The organism is Bradyrhizobium sp. Mp19 (genome assembly GCF_029952935.1).
Classification (GTDB): domain Bacteria; phylum Pseudomonadota; class Alphaproteobacteria; order Rhizobiales; family Xanthobacteraceae; genus Bradyrhizobium; species Bradyrhizobium elkanii.
Genome location: NZ_JASAUT010000010.1, coordinates 25,370 through 48,347 on the forward strand (window position 1 = coordinate 25,370; position 22,978 = coordinate 48,347).

Annotated in this window: 21 protein-coding genes, 1 tRNA gene and 1 pseudogene; 17 read left to right on the forward strand and 6 right to left on the reverse strand. The window is 64.5% G+C overall.

Annotated elements, in window-relative coordinates; genetic code table 11:
- The first annotated feature begins 156 nt into the window (after window positions 1-156).
- The 3 genes from QJT82_RS14685 to QJT82_RS14695 all read left to right on the forward strand — a co-directional run bounded on the left by QJT82_RS14685 (window position 157) and on the right by QJT82_RS14695 (window position 3,777).
- Entirely contained in the window at window positions 157-1,476 is a 1,320-nt protein-coding gene (locus QJT82_RS14685) for an Hsp70 family protein (RefSeq protein ID WP_028343798.1), read from the forward strand.
- A 132-nt stretch (window positions 1,477-1,608) separates the two neighbouring features.
- The gene (locus QJT82_RS14690) at window positions 1,609-3,198 is read left to right on the forward strand and encodes an ABC-F family ATP-binding cassette domain-containing protein (RefSeq protein WP_028343797.1); all 1,590 of its coding nucleotides are present in this window, start codon (window positions 1,609-1,611) and stop codon (window positions 3,196-3,198) included.
- A gap of 168 nt (window positions 3,199-3,366) precedes the next feature.
- Entirely contained in the window at window positions 3,367-3,777 is a 411-nt protein-coding gene (locus QJT82_RS14695) for a hypothetical protein (protein WP_155258727.1), read from the forward strand.
- A 256-nt stretch (window positions 3,778-4,033) separates the two neighbouring features.
- Here QJT82_RS14695 and QJT82_RS14700 read toward each other — a convergent pair whose 3' ends face one another.
- On the reverse strand, window positions 4,034-5,011 hold the full coding sequence (locus QJT82_RS14700) for a LysR family transcriptional regulator (protein ID WP_196238229.1): 978 nt from the start codon (window positions 5,009-5,011) through the stop codon (window positions 4,034-4,036).
- Between the two features lie 677 nt (window positions 5,012-5,688).
- On the opposite strand from QJT82_RS14700, the gene QJT82_RS14705 reads away from it, so the two are divergent.
- The gene (locus QJT82_RS14705) at window positions 5,689-6,666 is read left to right on the forward strand and encodes a dienelactone hydrolase family protein (protein ID WP_063607120.1); all 978 of its coding nucleotides are present in this window, start codon (window positions 5,689-5,691) and stop codon (window positions 6,664-6,666) included.
- 4 nt (window positions 6,667-6,670) lie between these two features.
- Window positions 6,671-6,760: pseudogene (locus QJT82_RS14710) on the forward strand (IS5/IS1182 family transposase); the annotation flags it as partial.
- A gap of 25 nt (window positions 6,761-6,785) precedes the next feature.
- On the opposite strand, the gene QJT82_RS14715 reads toward QJT82_RS14710, so the two are convergent.
- Window positions 6,786-8,201, reverse strand: a complete 1,416-nt coding sequence (locus QJT82_RS14715; protein WP_028343794.1) for an MFS transporter — start codon at window positions 8,199-8,201, stop codon at window positions 6,786-6,788.
- Window positions 8,202-8,452: 251 nt separating this feature from the next.
- Between QJT82_RS14715 and QJT82_RS14720 the strand changes: the two genes are divergently transcribed.
- Window positions 8,453-9,208, forward strand: a complete 756-nt coding sequence (locus tag QJT82_RS14720) for a helix-turn-helix transcriptional regulator (protein ID WP_035632987.1) — start codon at window positions 8,453-8,455, stop codon at window positions 9,206-9,208.
- 239 nt (window positions 9,209-9,447) lie between these two features.
- On the opposite strand, the gene QJT82_RS14725 is transcribed toward QJT82_RS14720, so the two are convergent.
- Window positions 9,448-9,537: transfer RNA gene (locus QJT82_RS14725), tRNA-Ser, on the reverse strand.
- A 213-nt stretch (window positions 9,538-9,750) separates the two neighbouring features.
- On the opposite strand from QJT82_RS14725, the gene QJT82_RS14730 reads away from it, so the two are divergent.
- Entirely contained in the window at window positions 9,751-10,614 is an 864-nt protein-coding gene (locus tag QJT82_RS14730) for an alpha/beta hydrolase (RefSeq protein WP_028340784.1), read from the forward strand.
- A 433-nt stretch (window positions 10,615-11,047) separates the two neighbouring features.
- Here QJT82_RS14730 and QJT82_RS14735 read toward each other — a convergent pair whose 3' ends face one another.
- Together QJT82_RS14735 and QJT82_RS14740 are read right to left on the reverse strand one after the other, a co-directional pair.
- The gene (locus QJT82_RS14735) at window positions 11,048-12,205 is read right to left on the reverse strand and encodes an ROK family protein (protein ID WP_028340785.1); all 1,158 of its coding nucleotides are present in this window, start codon (window positions 12,203-12,205) and stop codon (window positions 11,048-11,050) included.
- Window positions 12,206-12,370: 165 nt separating this feature from the next.
- The gene (locus QJT82_RS14740) at window positions 12,371-13,174 is read right to left on the reverse strand and encodes an SDR family oxidoreductase (RefSeq protein ID WP_028340786.1); all 804 of its coding nucleotides are present in this window, start codon (window positions 13,172-13,174) and stop codon (window positions 12,371-12,373) included.
- Between the two features lie 123 nt (window positions 13,175-13,297).
- On the opposite strand from QJT82_RS14740, the gene QJT82_RS14745 reads away from it, so the two are divergent.
- From QJT82_RS14745 to QJT82_RS14760, 4 genes are all read left to right on the forward strand, one after another.
- Window positions 13,298-14,248 (forward strand): GlxA family transcriptional regulator, encoded by a 951-nt coding sequence (locus QJT82_RS14745; RefSeq protein ID WP_028340787.1) that lies wholly within the window; start codon window positions 13,298-13,300, stop codon window positions 14,246-14,248.
- A 256-nt stretch (window positions 14,249-14,504) separates the two neighbouring features.
- Window positions 14,505-14,972, forward strand: coding sequence for a 50S ribosomal protein L21 (gene rplU / locus QJT82_RS14750; protein ID WP_028340788.1), 468 nt, complete (start codon window positions 14,505-14,507; stop codon window positions 14,970-14,972).
- A 102-nt stretch (window positions 14,973-15,074) separates the two neighbouring features.
- On the forward strand, window positions 15,075-15,344 hold the full coding sequence (gene rpmA / locus QJT82_RS14755) for a 50S ribosomal protein L27 (RefSeq protein ID WP_016847848.1): 270 nt from the start codon (window positions 15,075-15,077) through the stop codon (window positions 15,342-15,344).
- Window positions 15,345-15,514: 170 nt separating this feature from the next.
- Window positions 15,515-16,111, forward strand: a complete 597-nt coding sequence (locus tag QJT82_RS14760; RefSeq protein ID WP_028340789.1) for a GNAT family N-acetyltransferase — start codon at window positions 15,515-15,517, stop codon at window positions 16,109-16,111.
- A 105-nt stretch (window positions 16,112-16,216) separates the two neighbouring features.
- Here the strand turns inward: QJT82_RS14760 and QJT82_RS14765 are convergent, their stop codons facing one another.
- A complete protein-coding gene (locus QJT82_RS14765) occupies window positions 16,217-17,131 on the reverse strand; it encodes a DMT family transporter (protein WP_028340790.1) in 915 nt (304 codons plus the stop codon).
- Window positions 17,132-17,285: 154 nt separating this feature from the next.
- On the opposite strand from QJT82_RS14765, the gene QJT82_RS14770 reads away from it, so the two are divergent.
- The 6 genes from QJT82_RS14770 (at window position 17,286) to rsfS (ending at window position 22,942) form a co-directional block, all read left to right on the forward strand.
- Window positions 17,286-17,765 (forward strand): MaoC family dehydratase, encoded by a 480-nt coding sequence (locus QJT82_RS14770; RefSeq protein ID WP_028340791.1) that lies wholly within the window; start codon window positions 17,286-17,288, stop codon window positions 17,763-17,765.
- Between the two features lie 262 nt (window positions 17,766-18,027).
- Window positions 18,028-19,077 carry a GTPase ObgE gene (obgE, locus tag QJT82_RS14775; RefSeq protein ID WP_028340792.1) on the forward strand — a complete coding sequence of 350 codons (1,050 nt, stop codon included), beginning with the start codon at window positions 18,028-18,030 and terminating at the stop codon, window positions 19,075-19,077.
- An 82-nt stretch (window positions 19,078-19,159) separates the two neighbouring features.
- Window positions 19,160-20,302, forward strand: coding sequence for a glutamate 5-kinase (proB, locus tag QJT82_RS14780; protein ID WP_028340793.1), 1,143 nt, complete (start codon window positions 19,160-19,162; stop codon window positions 20,300-20,302).
- Window positions 20,303-20,425: 123 nt separating this feature from the next.
- Entirely contained in the window at window positions 20,426-21,718 is a 1,293-nt protein-coding gene (locus QJT82_RS14785) for a glutamate-5-semialdehyde dehydrogenase (RefSeq protein ID WP_028340794.1), read from the forward strand.
- A gap of 45 nt (window positions 21,719-21,763) precedes the next feature.
- Window positions 21,764-22,387, forward strand: coding sequence for a nicotinate-nucleotide adenylyltransferase (locus tag QJT82_RS14790; RefSeq protein ID WP_028340795.1), 624 nt, complete (start codon window positions 21,764-21,766; stop codon window positions 22,385-22,387).
- A 186-nt stretch (window positions 22,388-22,573) separates the two neighbouring features.
- Window positions 22,574-22,942 carry a ribosome silencing factor gene (gene rsfS / locus QJT82_RS14795; RefSeq protein ID WP_028340796.1) on the forward strand — a complete coding sequence of 123 codons (369 nt, stop codon included), beginning with the start codon at window positions 22,574-22,576 and terminating at the stop codon, window positions 22,940-22,942.
- The last annotated feature ends 36 nt before the right edge of the window (window positions 22,943-22,978 follow it).

A 22,978-nucleotide genomic window follows, 5' to 3' on the forward strand; every position in this document is an offset into this window, starting at 1 on the left:
AGCGGATCCCCACCCGCTTTGCTCTGGCGAGCAAAGCGACCTCCCCTTTCCAAGGGGAGGTGGAACTGGCCCAACCGGATAGCGTCCAGACGGGTTGGCAAATCCGGCCAAAGCCGCTAAAGGTCCGCCCCCTTTCACAGACAATCCGAGCATGACATGTCGAGCGCCCCGCCCGCCGTCTCGATTGGCGTCGATTTCGGCACCAGCAACACCGTGGTCGCGCTGTCCGACGGCGACGGCCGCGTCGAGGCTGTTCGCTTCGACCACGGCGGCCGCACGCATAGCGTCTATGTGTCCGCGCTGTGCTTCTGGGAGGAACGGCCCGGCGCCGGCCTGCATCCGCGCGCCGAGGGCGGCCCGTGGGCGATCGAGCAGTTCCTCGAGGGACGCACGATCCATCGCTTCATCCAGTCGTTCAAGACCTTCGCGGCAAGCTCGGCCTTCAACACCACCCAGATCTTCCGGCAGCGCTACAAGTTCGAGGACCTGCTCGCGGCGTTCCTGCGCACGCTGACGCGCCATGCCGGCGACGGTTTCGATCTCGGCGCGCCGACCATCATGGTCGGTCGTCCGGTGAAGTTTGCCGGCGGCAATCCCAATGACGAGCTCGCGATGCAGCGCTACCGCGCCGCGTTCGAACGGCTCGGCGCCGGCCATGCGCGCTATGTCTACGAGCCGGTCGGCGCGGCGTTCTCCTTCGCGCGCACACTGGATCACGACGCCACCGTGCTGGTCGCCGATTTCGGCGGCGGCACCAGCGACTTCTCGGTGATGCGGTTCTCGCGCAAGGGCGGCGTGCTGCGCGCCGAGCCGCTGGGACATGCCGGCATCGGCATCGCCGGCGACACCTTCGATTACCGCATCGTCGATCACATCGTCTCGCCGCGGCTCGGCAAGGGCACCAACTACCGCTCGTTCGACAAGGTGCTGCCGATCCCCAATCATTATTATTCGAGCCTCGCTCGCTGGCATCAGCTGGCGATGATGAGGGGCAATGGCGATTTGCGCGAGTTGCAGCAGCTCGCACGCACCGCGCTCGATCCGGCGCCACTGCACGATTTCATCACCATCGTCGACCACGATCTCGGCTTCGCGCTTTATCGCGCCGTGTCCGACACCAAGGTCGCGCTGTCGAACCGCGACCGCGTCGAGTTCCGCTTCGCCCGCGAAGGCATCGATATCGGCGCGACCGTCACGCGCGACGATTTCGAATCCTGGATCGCCGACGACATCGAACGGCTGGGCACGACGGTGGACGAGGCGCTGGCCAAGTCAGGCATCACCGCGCGCGACGTCGAGAAGGTGTTTTTGACCGGCGGCACCTCGTTCGTGCCGGCCGTGCAGCGGCTGTTTGCAGAGCACTTTGGTGAAGCGCGGCTGACCTCGGCGGATCAATTCGAATCGATCGCCTACGGCCTCGCTTTGATCGGCCACACGCCCGATCCCGACCGCTGGACCTTCGCCGAAGCCGCGTGACGATGCGCTTCGCGCCTTGATCCCGGCGCAATAGACGACTACATCACGCCAATCATCAATCCCTGAGGATGCCGACGGCCATGGATTTCACCCTGACAGCAACGCCCATCAGCCTTGCCCTCGGGGATATCCATGCCTGCATCGATCGCGCTCTCTCACCTGACCCTGTCCGCGCCTGACGGCCGGGTTCTGCTTTCCAATATTGATCTGAGCTTCGGACCTGAACGCACCGGCCTTGTCGGCAGGAATGGCGTCGGCAAGACGACGCTGCTCGGCCTGATCGCGAGGGTGCGCACGCCGCAATCCGGCACGGTCTCGGTTCAGGGACGCGTCGGGATGCTGCATCAGACGGTTCAGCTGAAGCCGGATGAACGCGTCGTCGACCTGTTCGGCGCGCGCCGCACATTGGCCGCGCTGCGCCGTGCCGAACAGGGCCTTGCGAGCACCGAGGAGATTGCCGACGTCGACTGGACGCTCGACACCCGCATCGCGGCCGCGCTCGAGCGCGTCGGACTGAGCGATGCGCTCGACGCGCCGCTGGCGACGCTATCCGGCGGCCAGGCCACCCGCGCGCGCCTCGCCGCGCTGACCTTCGCGCAGCCTGATTTTCTGCTGCTGGATGAACCCACCAACAATCTCGACCGTGCGGGACGCAAGGCGATGATCGACCTGCTCGCCGACTGGCAACACGGTGCCATCGTCGTCAGCCACGACCGCGAATTGCTGGAGACCATGGATGCGATCGTCGAACTGACCTCGCTGCAAGCCAGGCGCTACGGCGGCAATTGGGGCGCGTACCGCGCGCGCAAGGCCGTCGAGCTGTCGGCAGCACGGCACGATCTGGCAGATGCCGAGAAGCGCATCGCCGAGATCGACCGTAACGCCAGAGAAGCCAACGAACGGAAGGCGCGCAAGGACGGCGCAGGTGCAAGGAAGCGCGCCAAGGGTGATCTGCCGCGCATCGCCGCCGGGCTGCGCAAGGACCGCAGCGAGGACACCGGCGGCGAGAACGCCCGCCTCGCCGAACGACGGCGGACGCAAGCGCTCGAGCTTGCCACCGCGGCGCGGCAGCGCATCGAGGTGCTGCAACCGTTCTCGGTGCAGCTGCCTTCGACGCATCTGCCGGCGAGCAGGATGGTGCTGCGAATCGACGCGGCCGATGTCGGCTACAGCACGGACGTGCCGATCCTGCGCGATCTCACCTTCTCCATGTTAGGTCCGGAGCGTGTCGCGCTCACTGGCCCCAACGGCGCCGGCAAGACGACGTTGCTCAAGCTCGTCAGCGGCGATCTGACCGCGGCGCGCGGCACCGTCGAGGTGATGACCCGGTTTGCCATGTTCGATCGGGCAGTCAGCCTGCTCGATGCGTCGGCCTCGATCCTGGAGAATTTCCGGCGCATCAATCCGGATGCCGGCGAGAACGCTTGCCGCGCGGCGCTGGCGCGATTCATGTTCCGCGCCGATGCCGCGCTGCAGGCCGTTGCGAGCCTCTCCGGCGGCCAGTTGCTTCGCGCCGGTCTCGCCTGTGTGCTGGGCGGCGTGAGGCCTCCGCCTTTCCTGATCCTCGATGAGCCGACCAATCACCTGGATATCGAATCCATGGAAGCGGTCGAGGCCGGCTTGCGCGCCTATGACGGCGCGCTGCTGGTTGTCAGCCACGACGAGGCCTTCCTCGAGGCCATCGCGATCACGCGCAGACTGGATCTCGCGTCGTGGAGGTGACGCGGAGAGCGGAGGAATTGCCCTTACGCAATCAATGTTTCGAACGACGAAGATTGATCCGGAATTGAACAGCCGAGCACGCATCGCCTTGGGGCAGGGCGTAAGGCGCGGTGCTCGGCTGTCAGGCCGCGCGGCGGTGCGGCCATTCCGCCAGCCTCGCTCGTCCCCTTGAGCAAGGCCGTCGGAGCTGAATTTCGCCTGTTGCTAAATCCGCGCCGTCGAATGGAGCGCGTTTCTCCAGAGGGCAAATGCGACGAAGCCGGCGAGCAACAAAAAGCCGCCACCGGCCGCGATCAGGAAATGCGCGAGCGTCATCTTGGAACATCCCAATTGAAAGGCTTCATGCGGAGCGATATGCGCCGCAACCTGGCAATCAAAAGCACTTCAAAATTGATTTGCCCCGCCGGCCGCCGCCGGACAGCCCGAAAGGTGGCTGGCACTGCGCTCTGCCCACCCTTCGATTTCAGAGAAGTCGTCCAGCCACTCGGCTGTTGCCTCTCATCGCGCGGTTCGTCATACCGCTCAATGGCCACGAGAATAATCGATAAAACTTTATCGACAATCGAAACGGAAAATTAAGGTTACCGAGGCGGGCCGAAGGCCGGCTCCCACCAAAATATCGAAAACAACCCCATGCAAAGTAGCCGGCGGCCACCGCTCCGGCCTGAGCGGCGGTCAATCGGAGCAACATCCTCCGGACGAAGGTTCGCAGGGCATGTCACGTTTCGACGCGCTGCCTCGCTTGCGGCCATACGCGGCGTGAAGCGGAGGCCGTTCCTGATACGGCGAACCAGTCTCCAGCAGACAGATCATGGAAACGGATAGCGAGGGAGATTCACACTTTCGCCAGAGCCACCCGCGGCGGAGAGCTGAATTTCGCCACCGCGTCGGCATGGAGCACCGTGAGTTCGTCAGGATCGAAGTCGGCGAAGGCCTCGCGCAAAAAGCGCAAGAATGCCGCCACGCGCGGAATGCCGGTACTGCCGCGACGGTACATCACGTGGATGCCAAAGCTCGGCGGGCAAGACCATTCCGGCAGCAGTCGGGTGAGCCGGCCCGCCGTCAGGATGGCCGGATCGAAGCAGGCCATGTAGATGACGCCAGCGCCAGCACAGGCCGCTACGATCAGGCCTTCGCGATCCGGCGTGACGAACGAAGGACGCACCCGTATCGTCTCGAGCTTCCCCTTGCGCTCGAATTTCCAATGGTCAAAGGGACCGGTCGACCAGGCTGGACGAAACAGCAGGCAGCGATGATTGACGAGATCGGCAGGGTGCTCTGGTGCACCGAAGCGACGCACATAGTCCGGCGAGGCATACGCTGCCGGCTTGCCCTGACCTAGCCGTTGCGCGACGAGCCGCGACGGAGGAGGTTCGCCGACGTACAGCAGAACGTCGAGGTTCTCAGACTGCATGTCGCGAGGGTCCTGCGTCAGACGCGTTTCGACGAGCAACTCGGGGTGCCGATCATTCAGACTGGCCAGCCTCGGCATCAGGACATAGCGGCTGAGCGGCGCCTGCACACCTACTCGCACAATGCCGCTGACTCGCCCGCGCCTGTTCGTGAAGCCATCGGTCAGCTCGGCAATTCGAGCGACGATGTCGACAGCCCTGCGATAGACGTCGGCCCCTTCCTGGGTGAGCTTGAGCTGACGCGTCGTCCGGTTGAACAAGGGGACCTTGAGCTCGCGCTCCAGTTCGGCAATGCCGCGGCTGACCGCCGAGGGCGTCAAGTCCATGATCCGCGCCGCCGCAGCGAAGCTGCCGCTGTCGGCCGCGCTGATCAGCATCTCAAGGCGATGACCGCGATTCAAGACGAAATCCCCCATGTGCCAGGCGGGCGGGCGCCCCTATTCGTGATATTAACTCACGACTGAAATTCGGCCAAGCTGCTCGACGCGACCCGGCCTCCGTGCCTACGCTGCATCCAGAATTTGCTTGTCGGGGAAGCGTGATGCGGAAGCCTGCGTTTGCTGCGATCGCCGCATTGGCCGGCACGATGGTGACGTCGGGCAGCTTTGCCCAGACCACTGCAATGTGCGCAGGCCTGGCTGGCGCAGCGTCGCTCAAGCCGAGCACGCGATCGAGAACACTGGCAACAAGCCTTTTCACGCCATCCGCATCGATACAAGCGGCTATGTGAGCAGTGAATGCGAACGAATTCTCACCCCCGACCGCGCGAAGCGTCGCGTGCCATGCTCGGATACGCGCTGTTCGCCGCGTCATTCCTCGCTCTCGGTTTGTACATCCTTTTCATTTCCGGCCCCGCAATGCATGCAGCGGCGAGGGAGCGCCTTGCGCAGACCATCGCGGAGGAGGATCGCAGCTTCTGCGAGCAATTCGGTACACAGTCCGGAACAGCCGGGTTCGCTGCCTGTCGCCGAGAACTGGCAATGGTTCGGCAACGTCAGGCCGAGCGCGACAACGCCGCAGCTCTGGGTCTCTAAGGGTTCATCTCAAAATCAAGGCTGATCGGACACAGGAGAGGGATGTGATCAAGCAGTCTGCGATAGCGCTTGCTTTTCTTGTGGCAATCGTTGGGTCGGCCACGGCCCAGATGGCACGCCTGGAGGTCTACCCCATTGCGTCGGTCACGCTCGCTGATTCCGATTTCCTGGCGGGGCGCAGCAACGGCCAACCGGTGACGATCGCGGGCGAGCTGCACATCCCGAAGGCCGGCGCTGACAGGTTGCCCGCCGTTATCCTGCTCCATGGCGCGGGAGGTATGGGCGGCGTTGGCGGCTCGATTGACGAGTGGTCGAGAGCCCTCAACCAACTCGGTATCGCGACATTTGCCGTCGACAGCTTTTCAGGACGAGGAATTATTTCGACCGTCCTCGACCAGGCGCGGCTTGGTCGTCTGAACATGGTTGCCGATGCCTATCGGTCCCTCGACCTGTTGGCCAAGCATCCGCGAATCGACCCGAATCGCATAGCGGTGATGGGCTTCTCCAGGGGTGGACAATCGGCATTGTACTCGGCCATGAACCGACTGTATGGGACGCTGGGTCCGGCCAACAACCTGCGCTTCGCGGCGCACATCGCCTTCTATCCCGATTGCACGACGACGTACCGGGGTGACACCGAGGTCAGCGACAAGCCTATCCGCATCCTCCATGGCAGCTCGGACAACTACAATCCCGTGGCACCCTGCCGCGCCTATGTTGAGCGACTGACCGGCGCGCACAAGGACGTCAAGCTGATCGAGTTTCCCGACGCCTATCACGTCTTCGACGCCCCGTCTCTCCGGACCCCGCAGACGTTGAAGGGAGCCGTGACGACGCGGCGTTGCCGGCTTGTAGAAGCGGACGATCATCAGATCCTCAACCACGAGACGCAGAAGCCCTTCAGCTACGCCGATGCCTGCGTCGAAAGGGATCCGACGCTCGCCTACAACGAAGCTGCGAGCAATCAGGCTCACCTATTCGTTCGGGATTTCCTGATGGAGGTTTTCCAGCTTCAGCCGTAGGAGCCCGCCGAAAGGCAATCGCCGCAATCCGATCTGCTTCAGCCCGAATCTTTACCGCGCTCGCGATCGGGTTGAGCGGTCCTTCAACGGGATCACCACATGAGCCCGACCTGCCCCCTTCATCGCCCCTCCTTTGCTCGGCCCTGCCAGATCGCGACCGCACCTGCGAGCAACACGGCGGCCGATATCACGAGCGAGGCATGCACGCCTGCCATGAACGCGTTGTTCCCTGCGACCAGCGAGCCGAACAGGGCAACGCCAAGCACGCTGCCGGCCTGCCGCGTCGCGTTCAATACACCGGCGGCGATGCCGGATCGCGACTTCTCGACACTGCCGAGCAGCGTCGAGGTCAAGGACGGCACGAGCAGGCCGAGCCCGCCGCCGAGGATGAGCAGCTGAGCGCCGATCGCCCCGTAGCTGGTTCCTGAGGCCATAGGCAGCAGCGCAACGCAGCCCGCGGCGGTAATCATACAAGCCAACGCAATGGTTTGCGGCGCGCCGAGGCGCTCGCTGACCGACGCGGTGATCAGGTTGGCGGGTAGCACCATGGCCATCATGGGCACGAAGGCGAGGCCCGTTGCGAACGGCGACCAGCCATTGACGTTCTGGAAGTAGAGACTGAGTACGAAGATCAGGCCGTAGAAGGCGATGTTGAAGAGAAGCCCGACCAGGGCGGTCAGCGCGAACATGCGATGGCGGAACAGCGACAGCGGCAGCATCGGTTGCGGCGCGCGCGCCTCGCGCCATACGAACAGGAGTCCGATTACGGCCGCCCCCGCGAAGCCCATGATGACGAGCGGATGGCTCCAGCCCAGCGCGCCGCCCTCGATCAGGGCGCCGGCCAGCGTGCCGAGGGTTGCAATCGCCGCGATCTGTCCCGGCAGATCGATCTCACGCTGCGCGAGCCGCGGCGTCTCCTCGGCGTAACGCCAGGCGAGCCAGAGGCCGGCGGCGCCGATCGGCAAGTTGACAAGAAAGATCGCACGCCAGCCGACCAGCGCGATCAGCGCGCCGCCAACTAGCGGCCCCGCAGTCAGTGCGACGCTCGCACCTGCGGCCCAGAAGCCGACCGCGCGGCCGCGCGCCTTCGGATCGGTATAGGCGTGATTGAGTAGCGTCAGCGAGTTCGGCACCAGGATTGCCGCCGCCAGGCCCTGCACGGAGCGAGCAGCGATCAGGAACATCGCGGACGGAGCCAAGGCGCAGGCGAGCGAAGCCAACGTGAAGATTGCGAAGCCCCCTATAAATATCCGTTTGGCGCCAACGCGATCACCGAGCGCGCCAGCGGTCAAAATGAAGGCAGCGAATGCGACGGTATAGGCGGTCACCACCCATTGCAGCTCGGCCACGCTGCCGCCGAGCGAGGTGCTGATGCTGCTCAGCGCTGTATTAACGATGGTGATATCCAACTGCACGACGCCGAGGCCGAGGCTCGTGGCTGCAAGCGCCAGCGCCGCGGCAAGAGGCGAACGGGATGACGCGCTGTCAGAGCCGGCTTGTTCCGGCTGCCTTGTGTTGAGCGAAGTTGTTTGCATTGATCACACTCGGTTGTCTGTGAGATTTTGATGGCCCAGACCAGCCCGTTTTGCGGTTATCATTCGATGCCAATCGAATACTTGGAGCCGCGAGACGATCTTTCGTCCCGTCGCGGCGATGCCTTTCGCTTGGGTTTCGTGGTGTCCAAACAACCTATGTCCCGCGATTGAATCGGTCTTGCAGAAACACTACGGTCTTGGCCGAAGTATTCGTGCTTGGCACTGCGTTCTCATCGGCGTAGGAGAAACACATGGATACGGGACCCAAGATCGCCCAAGTCGCGGCACTCATCGGCGATCCGGCGCGCGCCAACATGCTCAGTGCGCTGATGGATGGCCGAACGTTGACCGCCTCGGAGCTCGCCTATGTGTCTGGCGTGGCGCCGCAGACAGCGAGTGGCCATCTTGCGAAACTCAGCGACGCCGGATTGCTTGCGCTCGCAAAGCAGGGCCGACGACGATATTTTCGCTTGGCCTCTCCGCACGTCGCACGCGTGCTGGAAGGTCTCATGGTGGTGGCGCAGGACGGCCCCGCCCGGCAGCGCAATCTCTGGCGCGGCGGAGAGACGCTCCGACACGCGCGGACGTGCTATGACCACATGGCCGGCCGTATCGCCGTCGCAATCGCCGACCGGCTGGTCCAACAGTCGTTCATTCTGCTCGACGAGGATGGTGGACAACTCACCGATGCTGGTCGGTCATTCTTCGATGAGTTAGGCGTCGATCTTCGCCTCGCCTCCAAGCGCCGGGTGTTCTGTCGCCCCTGTCTTGACTGGAGCGAGCGCCGGCCGCATCTGGCCGGGGCGCTCGGCGCTGCCATCCTTCATCACGCTCTCGAGCACGATTGGGTTGAGCATGTCCGGGATAGCCGCGCGCTCGTCGTGACGCCTGCTGGTGTTAGAGGACTTGCCACAACGTTCGGCCTCGAGGGCGCACTCCCGAGGGACGACCGCGAAGGGCAGGTTGCATCACTGTCCAGAGGCCGGGTAGCGGTTATCTCGGGTTGAGAGAGCTCCAACACGTCCAATACCCGGAACGGACCGCCCGTGCCGGCGGACCGGGACGAAGCCATGAACGCCTGGCAGGCGGGGAAGTCATGGACAACCTGCGCACGAAGCATCAGGCGAGCGGTCGAGATCGTTGGAATGTCAGGGGGCATTGCCTACGCTTCTCCGAAGCTTCGGGAGACACCCTTCGCCCTGGTCCGAAAGGGTAGCCTGCCACCCGAAGCCCGGCAGGCGAAGGGTGGCGGAGAGGGAGGGATTCGAACCCCCGATAGGCTTGCACCTATGCCGCATTTCGAGTGCGGTGCATTCAACCACTCTGCCACCTCTCCAGTGGCCCGGGTGATTTGCGCCACCCGCGGTCGGGGCGTGTTCTAGGCGAGGATGGCGGGACAGACAAGGCGCTGCAATAATATTTCCGTCACTGCCGCCTCGTCCCGTCAAAGCACCGGAGCGGCGGGAGAAAGCGCGCGGAAACAAAGCGCTAGCGGAACGGTTCTGGTTCGATCGGCGCGCGAGCGAACCAGCCGGAGCAGGAGCGGGCCATGGAGCATGTGACGATTCGAGCCAATGGTGCGGCGTTCCACGTCGCGCGGACCGGCACTGGGAGGCCGCTGCTGCTGTTGCACGGCTGGCCGGAATTCTGGCTGACCTGGAAGCCGGTGATGGCGCGCCTCGCCGGCCGCTACACCCTGATCGCCCCCGACCTGCGCGGCTTCGGCGACAGCGACAAGCCGCACGGCGCCTATGGCCCCGATCAGCATACCGACGACATGCTGGCGCTGCTGGACGCGCTCGGCGTCGACAAGGCCGGCGTTGTCGGCCACGACGTCGGTGGCGCCGTGATGCAGCCACTCGCCCGCAAGGCGCCCGAGCGCATCGCCGGATTGTTTTTCTTCGATTTCGTCTATCCCGGCATCGGGCCGCGGATGGCCGCGCCCGACCGGCTGAACCACATCTGGTACCAGTCGTTCCACCAGATGGAGATGGCGCCCGCGCTGGTCGGCGCCAACAGAGACAGCTGCCGCACCTATATCGGTCATTTCCTGCACAACTGGTCGCACCGCAAGGCTGCGTTCGACGACGTCATCGAGGATTTCGCCGACAATTTCTTCAAGCCCGGCAACCTCGCCGGCGGCTTTGCGCATTATCGCGCGTCACATGCGGGGCGCGTGAGGATGATGCAGGGCGAAGCCCCGGCGCTGCCGCGGATCGATGTTCCGACCTGCATCCGCTGGGCCGAGCACGACCCGCTGTTTCCCTATGCCTGGACCGACCGGCTGGGCGAGACCTTCTCCGATCTGGACCTCGAGATGTTTCCCGATGTCGGGCATTTCCCGCATCGCGAGGACCCCGACCGCGCGGCCGCCGAGATCGCCGGCTTCTTCGAGCGGATCAATTGGAAGTAGAAGTGGTGGGACCGCCAGGACGCGACAAAAACTGGCGGTCCCGTGCCGCTTCTTAATATTGCTGGCCGGGAAGTGCGGCTTCGCCGGTCGGCGGGAGCGACACGGGCCACGGTAGCGGCCGGCGCTGGATCGGCAACGCGAACCCGATCTTAACCTAACCGATCAACCTTACCGCGCGTAATCCGGGGCCGCTGGATCTGCGGATGAAGGTGCCCCGGATTTCGCTTTGCTGCATCCGGGCTACACATGCTTACCTCCCCTTGGAAAGGGGAGGTCGCTTTGCTCGCCAGAGCAAAGCGGGTGGGGATCTGCTCTCTCCGTAAGCAGCATCGCCTGCGGCTGACCCCCATCCCGACCTTCCCCCTTTCAGGGGGAAGGAGAAGGCAGACCGTAGCCCGGATGGAGCGCGCACGAACGCTGCAGCCCGCGCGGCTCACGCATCGGCCTTCCTGGCTTTTTTGGCCTTTTTCTCGTTCTTTTCGTTCTCGTCGTCCTTGTCTTTCTTCTCGGCCTTCTTCTCGTCCTTGCCGTTGTCCCGCTTGCGATTGGTGTAGCGGGCATTGCCAAGCCCGGTTCCGATCGTCAGCACGCCCCAGCGTGCGACATCCTGCATGAACGGGACCTCGGCCAGCCCCTGCACCACGCCGTCATTATGCATCACGATCGCGGTGTCATGATCACCGATCTGCGGGATCGCCTCGACCAGGCTCGCCGGCAAGTTGAATTTGCTGCTCTCCCAATTGCCGGGCAGGTTCTGCGCCCCCTTTTCGATCGATCCGTCCTCATTGATGACGCCGGGACAGGCGATGCCGATGAACGGCGCGAGCTTGAGATTCTCCTTCTCGGCGGCGGCAATCAACTCCTTCAGCATCTTCACCAGCCGCTTCACCGCGCCCTCGCGCGTCGGCTCGTCATCGGCGTGGCGCCACAGCTCCGATTTCCAGACTGCCGCCTTGGAGAGATCGGGCGCCTTCTTCCAGCGCGTCTCGACCACGCCGCAGCGGATATTGGTGCCGCCGATGTCGACGGCGAGGACGCCGTCATGGGCCTCGAAGATCCACGATGGCGCGAGGTGCAGCGTGCCGATCAGCCCGGCATCGTCGGGGTGAAAGCGGATCGGCAGCAAATCCACCTTGAAATCCTCCGACTTCAGGATGATCTCGGTGCGCGCGATGGCGAGCTCACCGAGCCTGGAGTCGCGGAAGCCGCCGCCGACCACGATGCGCTCGGTCTTGGCCCAGGCCTTGGTGTTGAGGAAGCGCCGCGTCACATAGGCGAGCTCCTGGGCAAACTCCTCGATCGCGCTGTGCACGACCGCGGAGGCCTCGGTGTCGTCGCCGACCAGCAGCTCATCGAGCTTCTTCTTGCTGATCTTGTCCGACGGCTCGTCGCCGAACGGATCCTCGTCCGACTTGCGCAGCGGCTTGCGCCAGCGGTCGAGGATCTTGCGGAAGGCGCCCTTGGAGGCGCGATCGCCGAGAAAGCCCTCGTCGTCCTTCAGCTCGATGTTGAAGCTGTCGATGTCGACAGACGGCAGCCGCGCGGCACCGTGGTGCGCGATGCCCGTGGTCAATCCTGCGTCTTCGGCCATTCGCCCGTGCCTGCCCGCTTGAGGTTCCCAACGCCAATGTTGGAGCATGATCTTTTCGGAAAACCGCTTCACACTTTTCCGGATCATGCTCTAACGGCGGGGAACTCAAATGGTTGCGTCCCGCGCTGCGCCGTCTGGCCGGCGCGGGACGCAATTTCGCGGGTCTCAGGCGGCTTTCACCCCGTAGCGCGCCGCGGGCGCACTGCGTGACAGGTTCGGCATCAGCCTCTGGCGGGCCGTTTCATAGGCTTGCCAATCGGCAGCCTCCGGCAGCGACGGCACGGTGATGACTTCGCCCTGGTCGAGACCGGCGAGTGCGGCGTCGACCATGTCCTCGGCCTTCATCACGATCTCGCCGGGCAGATGCGCGACCGGCGTACCGGCCACGTCCCAGAACTCGGTCGCGGTGGCCCCCGGCAGCACCGCCTGGACCCGGATGTTCTTGTCCTTGAGCTCATGCTGCAGCGACTGCGTCAAGGCGAGGACGAAAGCCTTGCTGCCGCCGTACACGCCGTTGAGCATCTCCGGCGCGACGCCGACCACCGAGGCGATGTTGACGATGGTACCGCCGCCGCGCGCCACGAATCCCGGCACCGCCGCATAGGTCAGGCGCATCAGCGCGTCGACATTGAGCGCGATCAAGTCGCTCATCTTGTCGACATCGGATGCGAGCAGCGGCGCGGTCGCACCGACACCGGCATTGTTCACCAGCACGCTGATGCCGGCGTTGCTGCGCAGAATGGACTCGATCCGCGACACGTCGCCGCGCTTGGCGAGGTCGGCGGCAACGATCTCGATCGATCGGCCTGTCTCCGCCGACAGACGCCTGGCAAGCCCATCGAGGCGCTCGCGGTTGCGTGCGACGAGGATCAGATCGTAGCCACGCCGTGCGAGCCGGTCCGCGTAGAGGGCACCGATTCCGGACGACGCACCGGTAACGAGCGCCGTTCCCTTGGCTGACTTGGTCATGTTGGTCTCCTGTTTGACCTGGGCGGCCGGTCTTGGCCGCTGCTCAGGTTGTACAGGCCCCCTTGTATGTCTCAAATGTCATATATACACCTTTTTAGGACACGCATGTCGTTGGAGGGTTCCATGCAGCACATCGGCTTCGTCGTCTTCCCGGAATTCCAGGTGATGGGCTTCACCGCCATCACTGCCTTCGAGGTCGCCAACCTGATCGCGGGCGAGCCGTTCTATGAGGTCACGCTGCTGTCGGAGACTGGCGGCCCGGTGCGGTCATCCGCCGGCTTCAATGTCGAAACCGAAGCCTTTGGCGATCGCAGCTTCGACACGGTGTTCATCGGCGCCGGCCACGAGCTTCATCCGGCGTCGGCGAAGTTGATCGACTACATGCGACGCGCCATGAGGACATCGCAGCGGATCGCCGCGCCCTGCATCGGTGCCTTCTCGCTGGCTGAAGCCGGCCTGCTCGACGGCCGGCGCGTCTCCACGCACTGGCAATTCGCCCCCGAATTGCAGGCACGATTCCCCGGGCTCAAGGTCGAGCAGGACCGCATCTACATCGTCGACGGGCCGATCTGGACCTCGGCCGGCATGACCGCGACGATCGATCTGGCGCTGGCGATGGTCGAGCATGACCTCGGCCTCGAGGTCGCCCGTTCGGTGGCGCGCAAGCTCGTCGTCTATCACCGCCGCACCGGCGGACAGTCGCAGTTTTCGGCGCTGCTCGAGCTCGACCCGAAATCCGATCGTATCCAGAACGCGCTCAATTACGCCAAGGCGCATCTGCGCAACGAGCTCTCGGTCGAGGAGTTGGCCGCCGTCGCAAGGCTCAGCCCGCGCCAGTTCAGCCGCGCCTTCCGTTCAGAGACCGGCCAGTCGCCGGCCAAGGCGATCGAGCAGCTCCGGGTCGAGGCGGCGCGCGAATTGATCGGTGACGGCCGCCATTCGATGGACGAAATTGCTGGTGAGACCGGCTTTGCCGACCGCGAACGGATGCGGCGGGCGTTCTTGCGGGTGCTGGGCCAGCCGCCGCAGGCCATCCGTCGTCACGCGCGGGCCGCCACGCAAACCGCGGCCTGAGGGCCGATCCGGGACCAAAACCACGCCAAACCCTTCATTTTTGGCCGGTTTTTGCCCTGCTTTACCTTGACTCTCCGCGGTTTGCGGCTATAAGTCCGCCCATCCGGCGCGGGGATTTCTCGCGCCGATCGTTTTTGTGCGATCCAGTTTGGGAATTCATTCCCTTCGCGCGAAACACATAACCCATAGCGACTGAACAAAAAGCCGACCCGGGCGATCCGTCCGAGGCCGGAACCGAACACGAAGGAATCAAACGATGTTCGCAGTCATCAAAACCGGCGGCCGGCAGTACCGTGTCGTTCCGAATGATGTACTCGAGATTGGCAAGATCGCCGGCGATGTCGGCACGATCGTGCAGCTAGGCGAAGTTCTGGTGCTCGGCGGTGACACGCCGGTGCTGGGAACGCCCACCGTGGCAGGCGCCACCGTTGCGGCCGAAGTGCTGCAGCACAAGCGCGGCGCCAAGGTGATCGCGTTCAAGAAGCGTCGCCGCAAGAATTCACGCCGCAAGCGCGGCTATCGCGACGAGCTCACGGTGCTTCGCATCACCGAGATTCTCGCCGATAACGCCAAGCCGACCGTCGGCCCGCGGCCGAAGAAGGAAAAGGTCGCAGCGCCCGCCGATGGCGAGGACGCAGCGCCGAAGGCGGCCAAGAAGAAGGCGCCCGCAAAGGCGCCGGCCGCCAAGAAGGCTCCGGCCAAGAAGGCCGCGGCCAAGGCTTGAGAAGAAGTGATCGTCGCGCTTTCAGATGTGAAGCGTGACAAAACGTGAAATGATTCCGTCAAGGAATTGATCTAGAGATCAAAGCGAAGTCGGAGACGAGCCATGGCTCACAAAAAAGCAGGCGGTTCATCGCGCAACGGGCGTGATTCCAAAGGCAAGCGCCTTGGCATCAAGGCGTTCGGTGGCGAGCGCGTGATCCCCGGAAACATCATCGCGCGTCAGCGCGGCACCACCTGGCATCCCGGCCTTAATGTAGGCATGGGCACCGATCATACTCTCTTCGCCAAGGTCGAGGGTCATGTCGAGTTCCGTGCCAAAGCCAACGGCCGCACATTCGTATCGGTTATTCCGATGGCAGAGGCGGCCGAGTAGACGGTGGACACACATGAGTCCGCCGGGTCCTGTTGAACCGGCGGAGTCGCAAAGGGCTCCAAGGGGAGGCGGGATGACCGGCCTCCCCTTTTTGTTGCGCGCGTTCCACTTCGACCGCGCGTGACGTTCCAAGCGTTGCGTAACGATTTTTCGCATCACAGGAGCTCGACATGTTGCAGGACATCCCGACGCCGACCTTGCGCGAGGCAAGAGCATGCGTCCTCGAGACCGAACGGCTGACATTGCGCAAGCCGACGCTCGCGGACGTAAAAGCAATCGCACGCCTCGCCAACGACCGCCGCATCGCGGAGAACACCCGCCGCCTGCCGCATCCCTATACCCACGACGACGCCATCGACTTCGTGCGCGCGCTCGGCGCCGGCGGACGCGAAACCGTTTTCCTGATCGAGAATAATCACACGCCGATCGGCATGGTCGGCATCGACTGGCGCGAGGAGACATCGGCCGAACTCGGCTACTGGCTCGGCGTCGACTATTGGGGCCAGGGTTTTGGCACCGAGGCCGCGCGCGCGGTGATCGACTATTTCTTCGAGGAATTCGATCTCGACCAGCTGATCTCGGGCGCCCGCGTCGTCAACCCGTCGTCGCGCAACATCCTCGAGAAGTGCGGCTTCCAGTGGGGCGGCGTCGAGCTGCACCGCTTCGAGGCGCTGGGCTCCTCGAGCCCGGTCGACTGCTTCCGCCTGTCGCGCGGCGTCTGGGCGTCGCTGAAGAGCTGGAACAACTCGATCCGGCGGGAGAGCTAGCCCCCGTCATTGCGAGGAGCAAAGCGACGAAGCAATCCATCTCTCCGCTTGTGGCGCCATGGATTGCTTCGCTTCGCTCGCAATGACGGAATTTGTCGAACAACCTTACGCCGGCGGGTTCACCGCGGAGTCCGGGCGTCCGAGCTGCTGCTCGCGCACGAAGATGTAGAGGCCGGCCGCGATGATAACAGCGGCGCCGATGATGGTGGCCCAGGACGGCACGTCGCCGAACACCACGAAGCCGAAGATCACCGCCCAGACGATCATCGAATACTGGTACGGCACCACCACGCTCGCCGGCGCGAGCTTCAGCGAACGATTGACGCAAAGCAGCGCCGCGACCGAGATGATGCCGGCGGTGAAGAACAGCACGAGGCTGCCGGCTGACGGCGTCACCCAGCCGAACGGCGAGAGCACGAGGCCCAGGATGAACGTGCCGCCGAATTGCGACGTCGCCAGCACGATATCGGGCGTCGCGCGCAGCGAGCGCGTGATCAGCATCAGCACCGCAAACGACAGGCTGCCGCCAAGCGCGATCATCGCCGGCCAGCTGATCGTCTGCGCCGACGGCCGGAGCGCGATCAGCACTCCGCAGAAGCCGACCAGGATCGCGGTCCAGCGCCGCCAGCCGATATGCTCGCCGAGCACGAGGCCCGACATCGCGGTGACGAAGATCGGTCCGGCCAGATAATAGGTGATGACGTCGGCGAGCGGCAGATAGACGGTCGCCAGGAAGAATGCCGCAACCTCCAGCGTCGACAGCGTGACGCGCAGCAATTGCAGCCACGGCCGCTCCAGATGCAGGAAATCCGCGCGCCGCTGCCACACGATCGGCAGCAGCACGAGCAGCGCCGCGCAGGCGCGCAGCCACAGCAATTGCCCGACCGAATAGGTGGCGACGATGAATTTGCCCATCGCGTCGCCGAACGAGAACATGAAGATCGACAGCAGCATCAACCCGATGCCGGCGAGCCGCGCCGATCGGTCGTCGTAGGAGGACAGTTTTGCGAACAGGCTCATGAGTAGACTTGCGCTTTTGTTCCCGAGTCGTCCGGTTTTAAAGACGTGGATGCCCGGGACAAGCCCGGGCATGACGAATTGAACGGATTGCCGCACCTGCGTCGCTGCGATACCGGTAGCTGATCCCGGCAACAAAAAGAGCAGGAAACGCCGCATGAGCGACTTCGACCCCACCCAGCATCGCATGGTCCCCGCGCAGCGCTGGTTCGAGGATTTCGTGCTCGGCGAGCGCTTCGTGATTCCGAGCCGGACCCAGACCTCGGCCGTGTTCGCGGCGTTCCAGACCGCCAGCGGCGATACCCATCCGATCCATTACGACGTCGAGTATTGCCGCACGCGCGGCATGCCTGATTTGCTCGCCCACGGCTTCCAGACCCTGGTGCACACCGCGCCCGGCGCCGGATTGTTTCCCTATGTCGTGGAGGAATCGCTGATCGGCTTCCTCGAGCAATCGAGCAAGTTCCTGAAACCGGTCTATGCCGGCGACACCATCTACCCCGCGCTGGAGGTGATCGAGCTGTCACCGGGCAAGACCACCGGCGTCGTGACGCTGCGCTCGACCGTGCACAACCAGCGCCGCGAGCTGGTGCTAGAGGGGATGCAGAAATTCCTGGTCCGGCGGCGGCCCAGCTAGGAGCATGATCCGGAAAAGTGTGAAGCGGTTTTCCGATAAGATCATGCTCAAACAAGGAGCTTGGGCCGTAAAAAGGCCCGAAAATTAAGGCTTTTCGCTGAAGTCAGGGCCTTTCCGGGTTGCCGCCGCGGCCACCCTGCCCTAACTAGAGCACACCGGTCCTGATGAGATCAGAACCGGTGCACTCTCGATTCTCGTTTTGACGCGTTTTCTTCACGCGAACCGGCGACCACTTCGCTTGAAAACGCTATAGTTGAAAACCATGAAATTCCTCGATGAAGCCAAGGTCTATATTCGCTCGGGCGACGGCGGCAATGGCTGCGTCGCGTTCCGGCGCGAGAAGTTCATCGAGTTCGGCGGTCCCTCCGGCGGCAATGGCGGCCGCGGCGGCGACGTCATCATCGAGTCCGTCGACGGGCTGAACACGCTGATCGACTACCGCTACCAGCAGCACTTCAAGGCCCCTAAGGGCGGCAATGGCATGGGCAAGGACCGCCATGGCGCCAACGGCAAGTCGATCGTGCTGAAAGTGCCGGTTGGCACCCAGGTGTTCGACGAGGACCGCGAGACCCTGCTGCACGACTTCACCGAGCTCGGCGAGACCTTCGTGCTGGCCAAGGGCGGCAATGGCGGCTTCGGCAACGCACATTTCAAATCCTCCACCAATCGCGCCCCGCGCAACGCCAATCCCGGCGCGCCGGGCGAAGAGCGCTGGATCTGGCTGCGGCTGAAGCTGATCGCCGATGCCGGGCTGGTCGGCCTGCCCAATGCCGGCAAATCGACCTTCCTCTCGGTGGTCAGCGCGGCACGGCCGAAGATCGCCGACTATCCGTTCACCACGCTGCATCCGCAGCTTGGCGTGGTGAATTTCGGCGGCCGCGAGTTCGTGCTCGCCGACATCCCCGGCCTGATCGAAGGCGCGCATGAAGGCGCCGGCCTCGGCGACCGCTTCCTCGGCCATGTCGAGCGCTGCCGCGTGCTGCTGCATCTGGTCGATGCGACCTGCGAGCATGCTGGCAAGGCCTACAAGACTGTGCGTACCGAGCTCGAGGCATATGAAGGCCAGCTCGCCGACAAGATCGAGATCGTCGCGCTCAACAAGATCGACGCGGTCGCGCCCGACGAACTGAAGAAGCAGAAGGAACGCCTCAAGCGGGCGGCGAAGAAGACGCCGCTGCTGTTGTCAGGCGCGACCGGCGAAGGCGTGCAGGATGCGCTGCGCGCGCTGGTCGACGTGATCGGCGAAGCGCCGGTGTCCAACAAGGCCAAGGGCCAGGCGGACCCGTGGGCGACGCCGGTGCCGCAGGGTTGAACGGCACAAGCCGCGCAACGCCTGGACTTCCCAAGCCACATTGTGGCGTCTATTGCTTCCACCTTCCTGCCAGACCAAATCCATGAAACGCCCCGCGCTCAAGAACTTTCGCCGCATCGTCGTCAAGGTCGGCTCATCGCTGCTGGTCGACTCGCAGGCCGGCGAAGTGCGCGCGTCCTGGCTCGCCGCGCTGGTCGAGGACATCGCAAAGCTGCACAAGCGGGGCTGCGAGGTCATGGTGGTGTCGTCGGGCTCGATCGCACTCGGCCGCAGCCGCCTGAAGCTGCCGCGCGGCCCGCTGAAGCTCGAAGAGAGCCAGGCTGCCGCAGCGGTCGGCCAGATCGCGCTGGCGCGGATCTGGTCGGAGGTGCTCGGCCATCACGACATCGGCGCCGGGCAGATCCTGGTGACGCTGCAGGACACCGAGGAGCGCCGCCGCTATCTCAACGCGCGCTCGACGATCGCCAAGCTGCTGGAATGGGGCGCGGTGCCCGTGATCAACGAGAACGACACGGTCGCGACCACCGAGATCCGCTACGGCGACAATGATCGCCTCGCCGCGCGCGTCGCCACCATGGCGAGCGCCGATCTTCTGATCCTGCTGTCCGATATCGACGGCCTCTACACCGCGCCGCCCGCGCTCGATCCCGACGCCAAGCTGATCCCGGTGGTCGAAAGCATCACCTCGGAGATCGAGGGGATGGCCGGCTCGGCAGGCTCGGAGCTGTCGCGCGGCGGCATGACCACCAAGATCGAGGCCGCGAAGATCGCGACCACCGCCGGCACCCACATGCTGATCGCGTCCGGCAAGATCGAGCATCCGCTTGCTGCGATCGCCGATGGCGGCCGCTGCACCTGGTTCCTGACGCCCGCCAATCCCGTCACCGCGCGAAAACGCTGGATCGCTGGCTCGCTCGAGCCGAAGGGCACGCTGACCATCGATGCCGGCGCGGTGGCGGCGCTGCGCGCCGGCAAGAGCCTGCTGCCGGCCGGCGTGATCCGGGTCGACGGCCAGTTCGCCCGCGGCGATGCCGTGGTGGTCCGCGGCCCCGACACCCATGAGATCGGCCGCGGCCTGGTCGCCTACGACGCCGAGAACGCCGAGAAGATCAAGGGCCGCTCCTCGCCCGACGTGATGGCCATTCTGGGCATCAGCGGCCGCTCCGAGATGATCCATCGCGACGACCTCGTGATCGGCCCGGCCGGCACGATCCCGCCCAAATAAGCCACTGGATAGGCCATTGGCCGAGCGGGGCGGCCTGCCGCCCACCTGCCATGCCGGTTCCGCGCCTCGCCACCCTTCAATTGCCATGCTAGAACATGGCCTTAGTCCAAAGCTGGTAGTTTCATGAGCGCCCCCCTGAAGGCGATCGACGGCAACGCCGATCTTACTGCCCTGATGACCGACCTCGCCGCCAAGGCGCGCGCCGCGGCGCGCGTGCTGGCGCTGGCGCCGCCGGAGCAGAAGGACCGGGCGCTCGCCGCGATCGAACGCGCGATCCGCGCCAACGCGCCGGCCATCCTCGCCGCCAATGCGGAGGATGTCGCCGAGGCGCGCGCGGGCGGCATGAGCTCTGCCTTCGTCGACCGCCTGACGCTGACCCAGGCGCGCGTCGCCGGCATGGCCGATGGCGTTGCGACCGTGCGCGAGATCATCGATCCGGTCGGCGCCGTCACCGAAAGCTGGCAGCGGCCGAACGGCATGACCATCGAACGCGTCCGCGTGCCGCTCGGCGTGATCGGCGTGATCTTCGAGAGCCGCCCCAACGTCGCCGCCGACGCCGGTGTGCTGTGCCTGAAGTCCGGCAACGCCGTGATCCTGCGCGGCGGCTCGGACAGTTTCCGCTCCTGCCGCGCGATCCATGCTTGCCTGGTGCAGGGCCTGCGCGAAGCCGGCCTGCCTGAGGCCGCGATCACCCTGGTGCCGACCCGCGACCGCGCGGCCGTCGGCCTGATGCTGACGGGATTGAACGGCGGCATCGATGTGATCGTGCCGCGCGGCGGCAAGAGCCTCGTCGCACGCGTCGAGGCGGAGGCACGCGTGCCGGTGTTCGCGCATCTCGAAGGCGTCAACCACATCTACGTCGATGCCAGTGCGAAGCTCGACATGGCAAAGTCGGTCGTACTGAACGCCAAGATGCGCCGTCCCGGCGTCTGCGGCGCCGTCGAGACCCTGCTGGTCGATCGCAAGGCTGCCGGGACGCAGCTGAAACCGCTGGTCGAGCTGTTGATCGATGCAGGCTGCGAGGTGCGCGGCGACGACGTCGTGCAGGGCGTCGATGCGAGGGTGAAGCCCGCATCCGACGAGGACTGGGACACCGAATATGAGGACGCGATCATCTCGGCGAAGATCGTCGACGGTCTCGACGAAGCGATTGCGCATATTCAAAATCACGGCTCGCACCACACCGATGCGATCGTGACGGAGGATGCCGCGGCCGCGCGAAGATTTCTCAACGAAGTCGATTCGGCGATCGTGCTGCATAACGCCTCGACCCAGTTCGCCGACGGCGGCGAGTTCGGCTTCGGCGCGGAGATCGGAATTGCCACCGGCAAATTCCACGCCCGCGGGCCCGTCGGCGCCGAGCAGCTGACGAGCTTCAAGTACCGCGTCCACGGCACCGGGCAGACGCGGCCGTGATCATTGTCGCACGCGCACGGTAAGCCATTGCAGCAAGCATCGAGCGTGTCGTTATCCGCAGCCCAGGCGCTTCCGTTCTATACCAACGGCATGCGCATCGGGCTGCTTGGCGGCTCGTTCAATCCGCCGCACGCCGCGCATCGCGCCATCAGCCTGTTTGCGCTCAAGCGCCTGCAGCTCGACCGCGTGTGGTGGCTGCTGACGCCGGGCAATCCGCTGAAGAACCATGACGGCCTGCACGCGCTTGCCGAGCGCGCCGAGGCCGCGCGCCGCGTTGCCGACGATCCGCGCATCGACATCAGCTGTCTCGAAGCTGTCATTGGCGTCAGCTACACTGTGGACACGATCATCCACTTGCGCCGCCGTGTCTCCGGCGTGCACTTCGTCTGGATCATGGGCGCTGACAATCTCGCGCAATTTCATCGCTGGAAAGATTGGCGGCGCATCGCGTCCGATGTGCCGATTGCCGTGATCGACCGTCCGCCGCAAAGCTTCCGCGCCCTTGCCGCACCGGCGGCGCAGGCGCTCGCGCGCTATCGCATGCCCGAAAATCAGGCGACACGGCTGGCCGACCAGCAGGCGCCGGCCTGGGTGTTCCTGACAGGAATGAAATCCAATCTGTCTTCGACCGGACTTCGGAACCCGGACGGGAGCTGGAGAACGGGATGAGGCGCAAAAGGGTTACTGGAATATTGAAACCATTAACCCCACATGCGTAGTATGGTGCGTGGGGCCGAGGATTCGGCACCCGCGATACAGTGAAAGGAATGGTCCCTGGCCACATCTGTATTGTCAAAGTCTGTTTTACCCAAGGTTCCAAAGACTGCGCGTAAAACATCGACGAAAACCGCGGCCTTGCAGGCGCAACCGGACGCCGACAAACCGGATGCCAACAAGACGCTGAGCCTGATCCTCTCCCGCCTCGAGGACATGAAGGCGGAAGAGACGGTCACCATCGACCTTCGGGGCAAATCCGCATATTCCGACTACATGATCGTCACCACGGGCCGTGTGAACCGGCACGTTGGCGCGATCGCGGAAAATGTGACGAAGAGCCTCAAGGAGAACGGGATCAGGAACATCCATGTCGAGGGCTTGCCCAATTGCGACTGGGTGCTGATCGATTCCGGCGACGTGATCGTGCATGTGTTCAGGCCTGAGGTGCGCGAGTTCTACAATCTCGAACGGTTGTGGACTCAGAACCCGGCGGTCGCGGCGGTCTAAGGGGTATCGTAGCCGATGCGAATCGGCTGCAGCGCA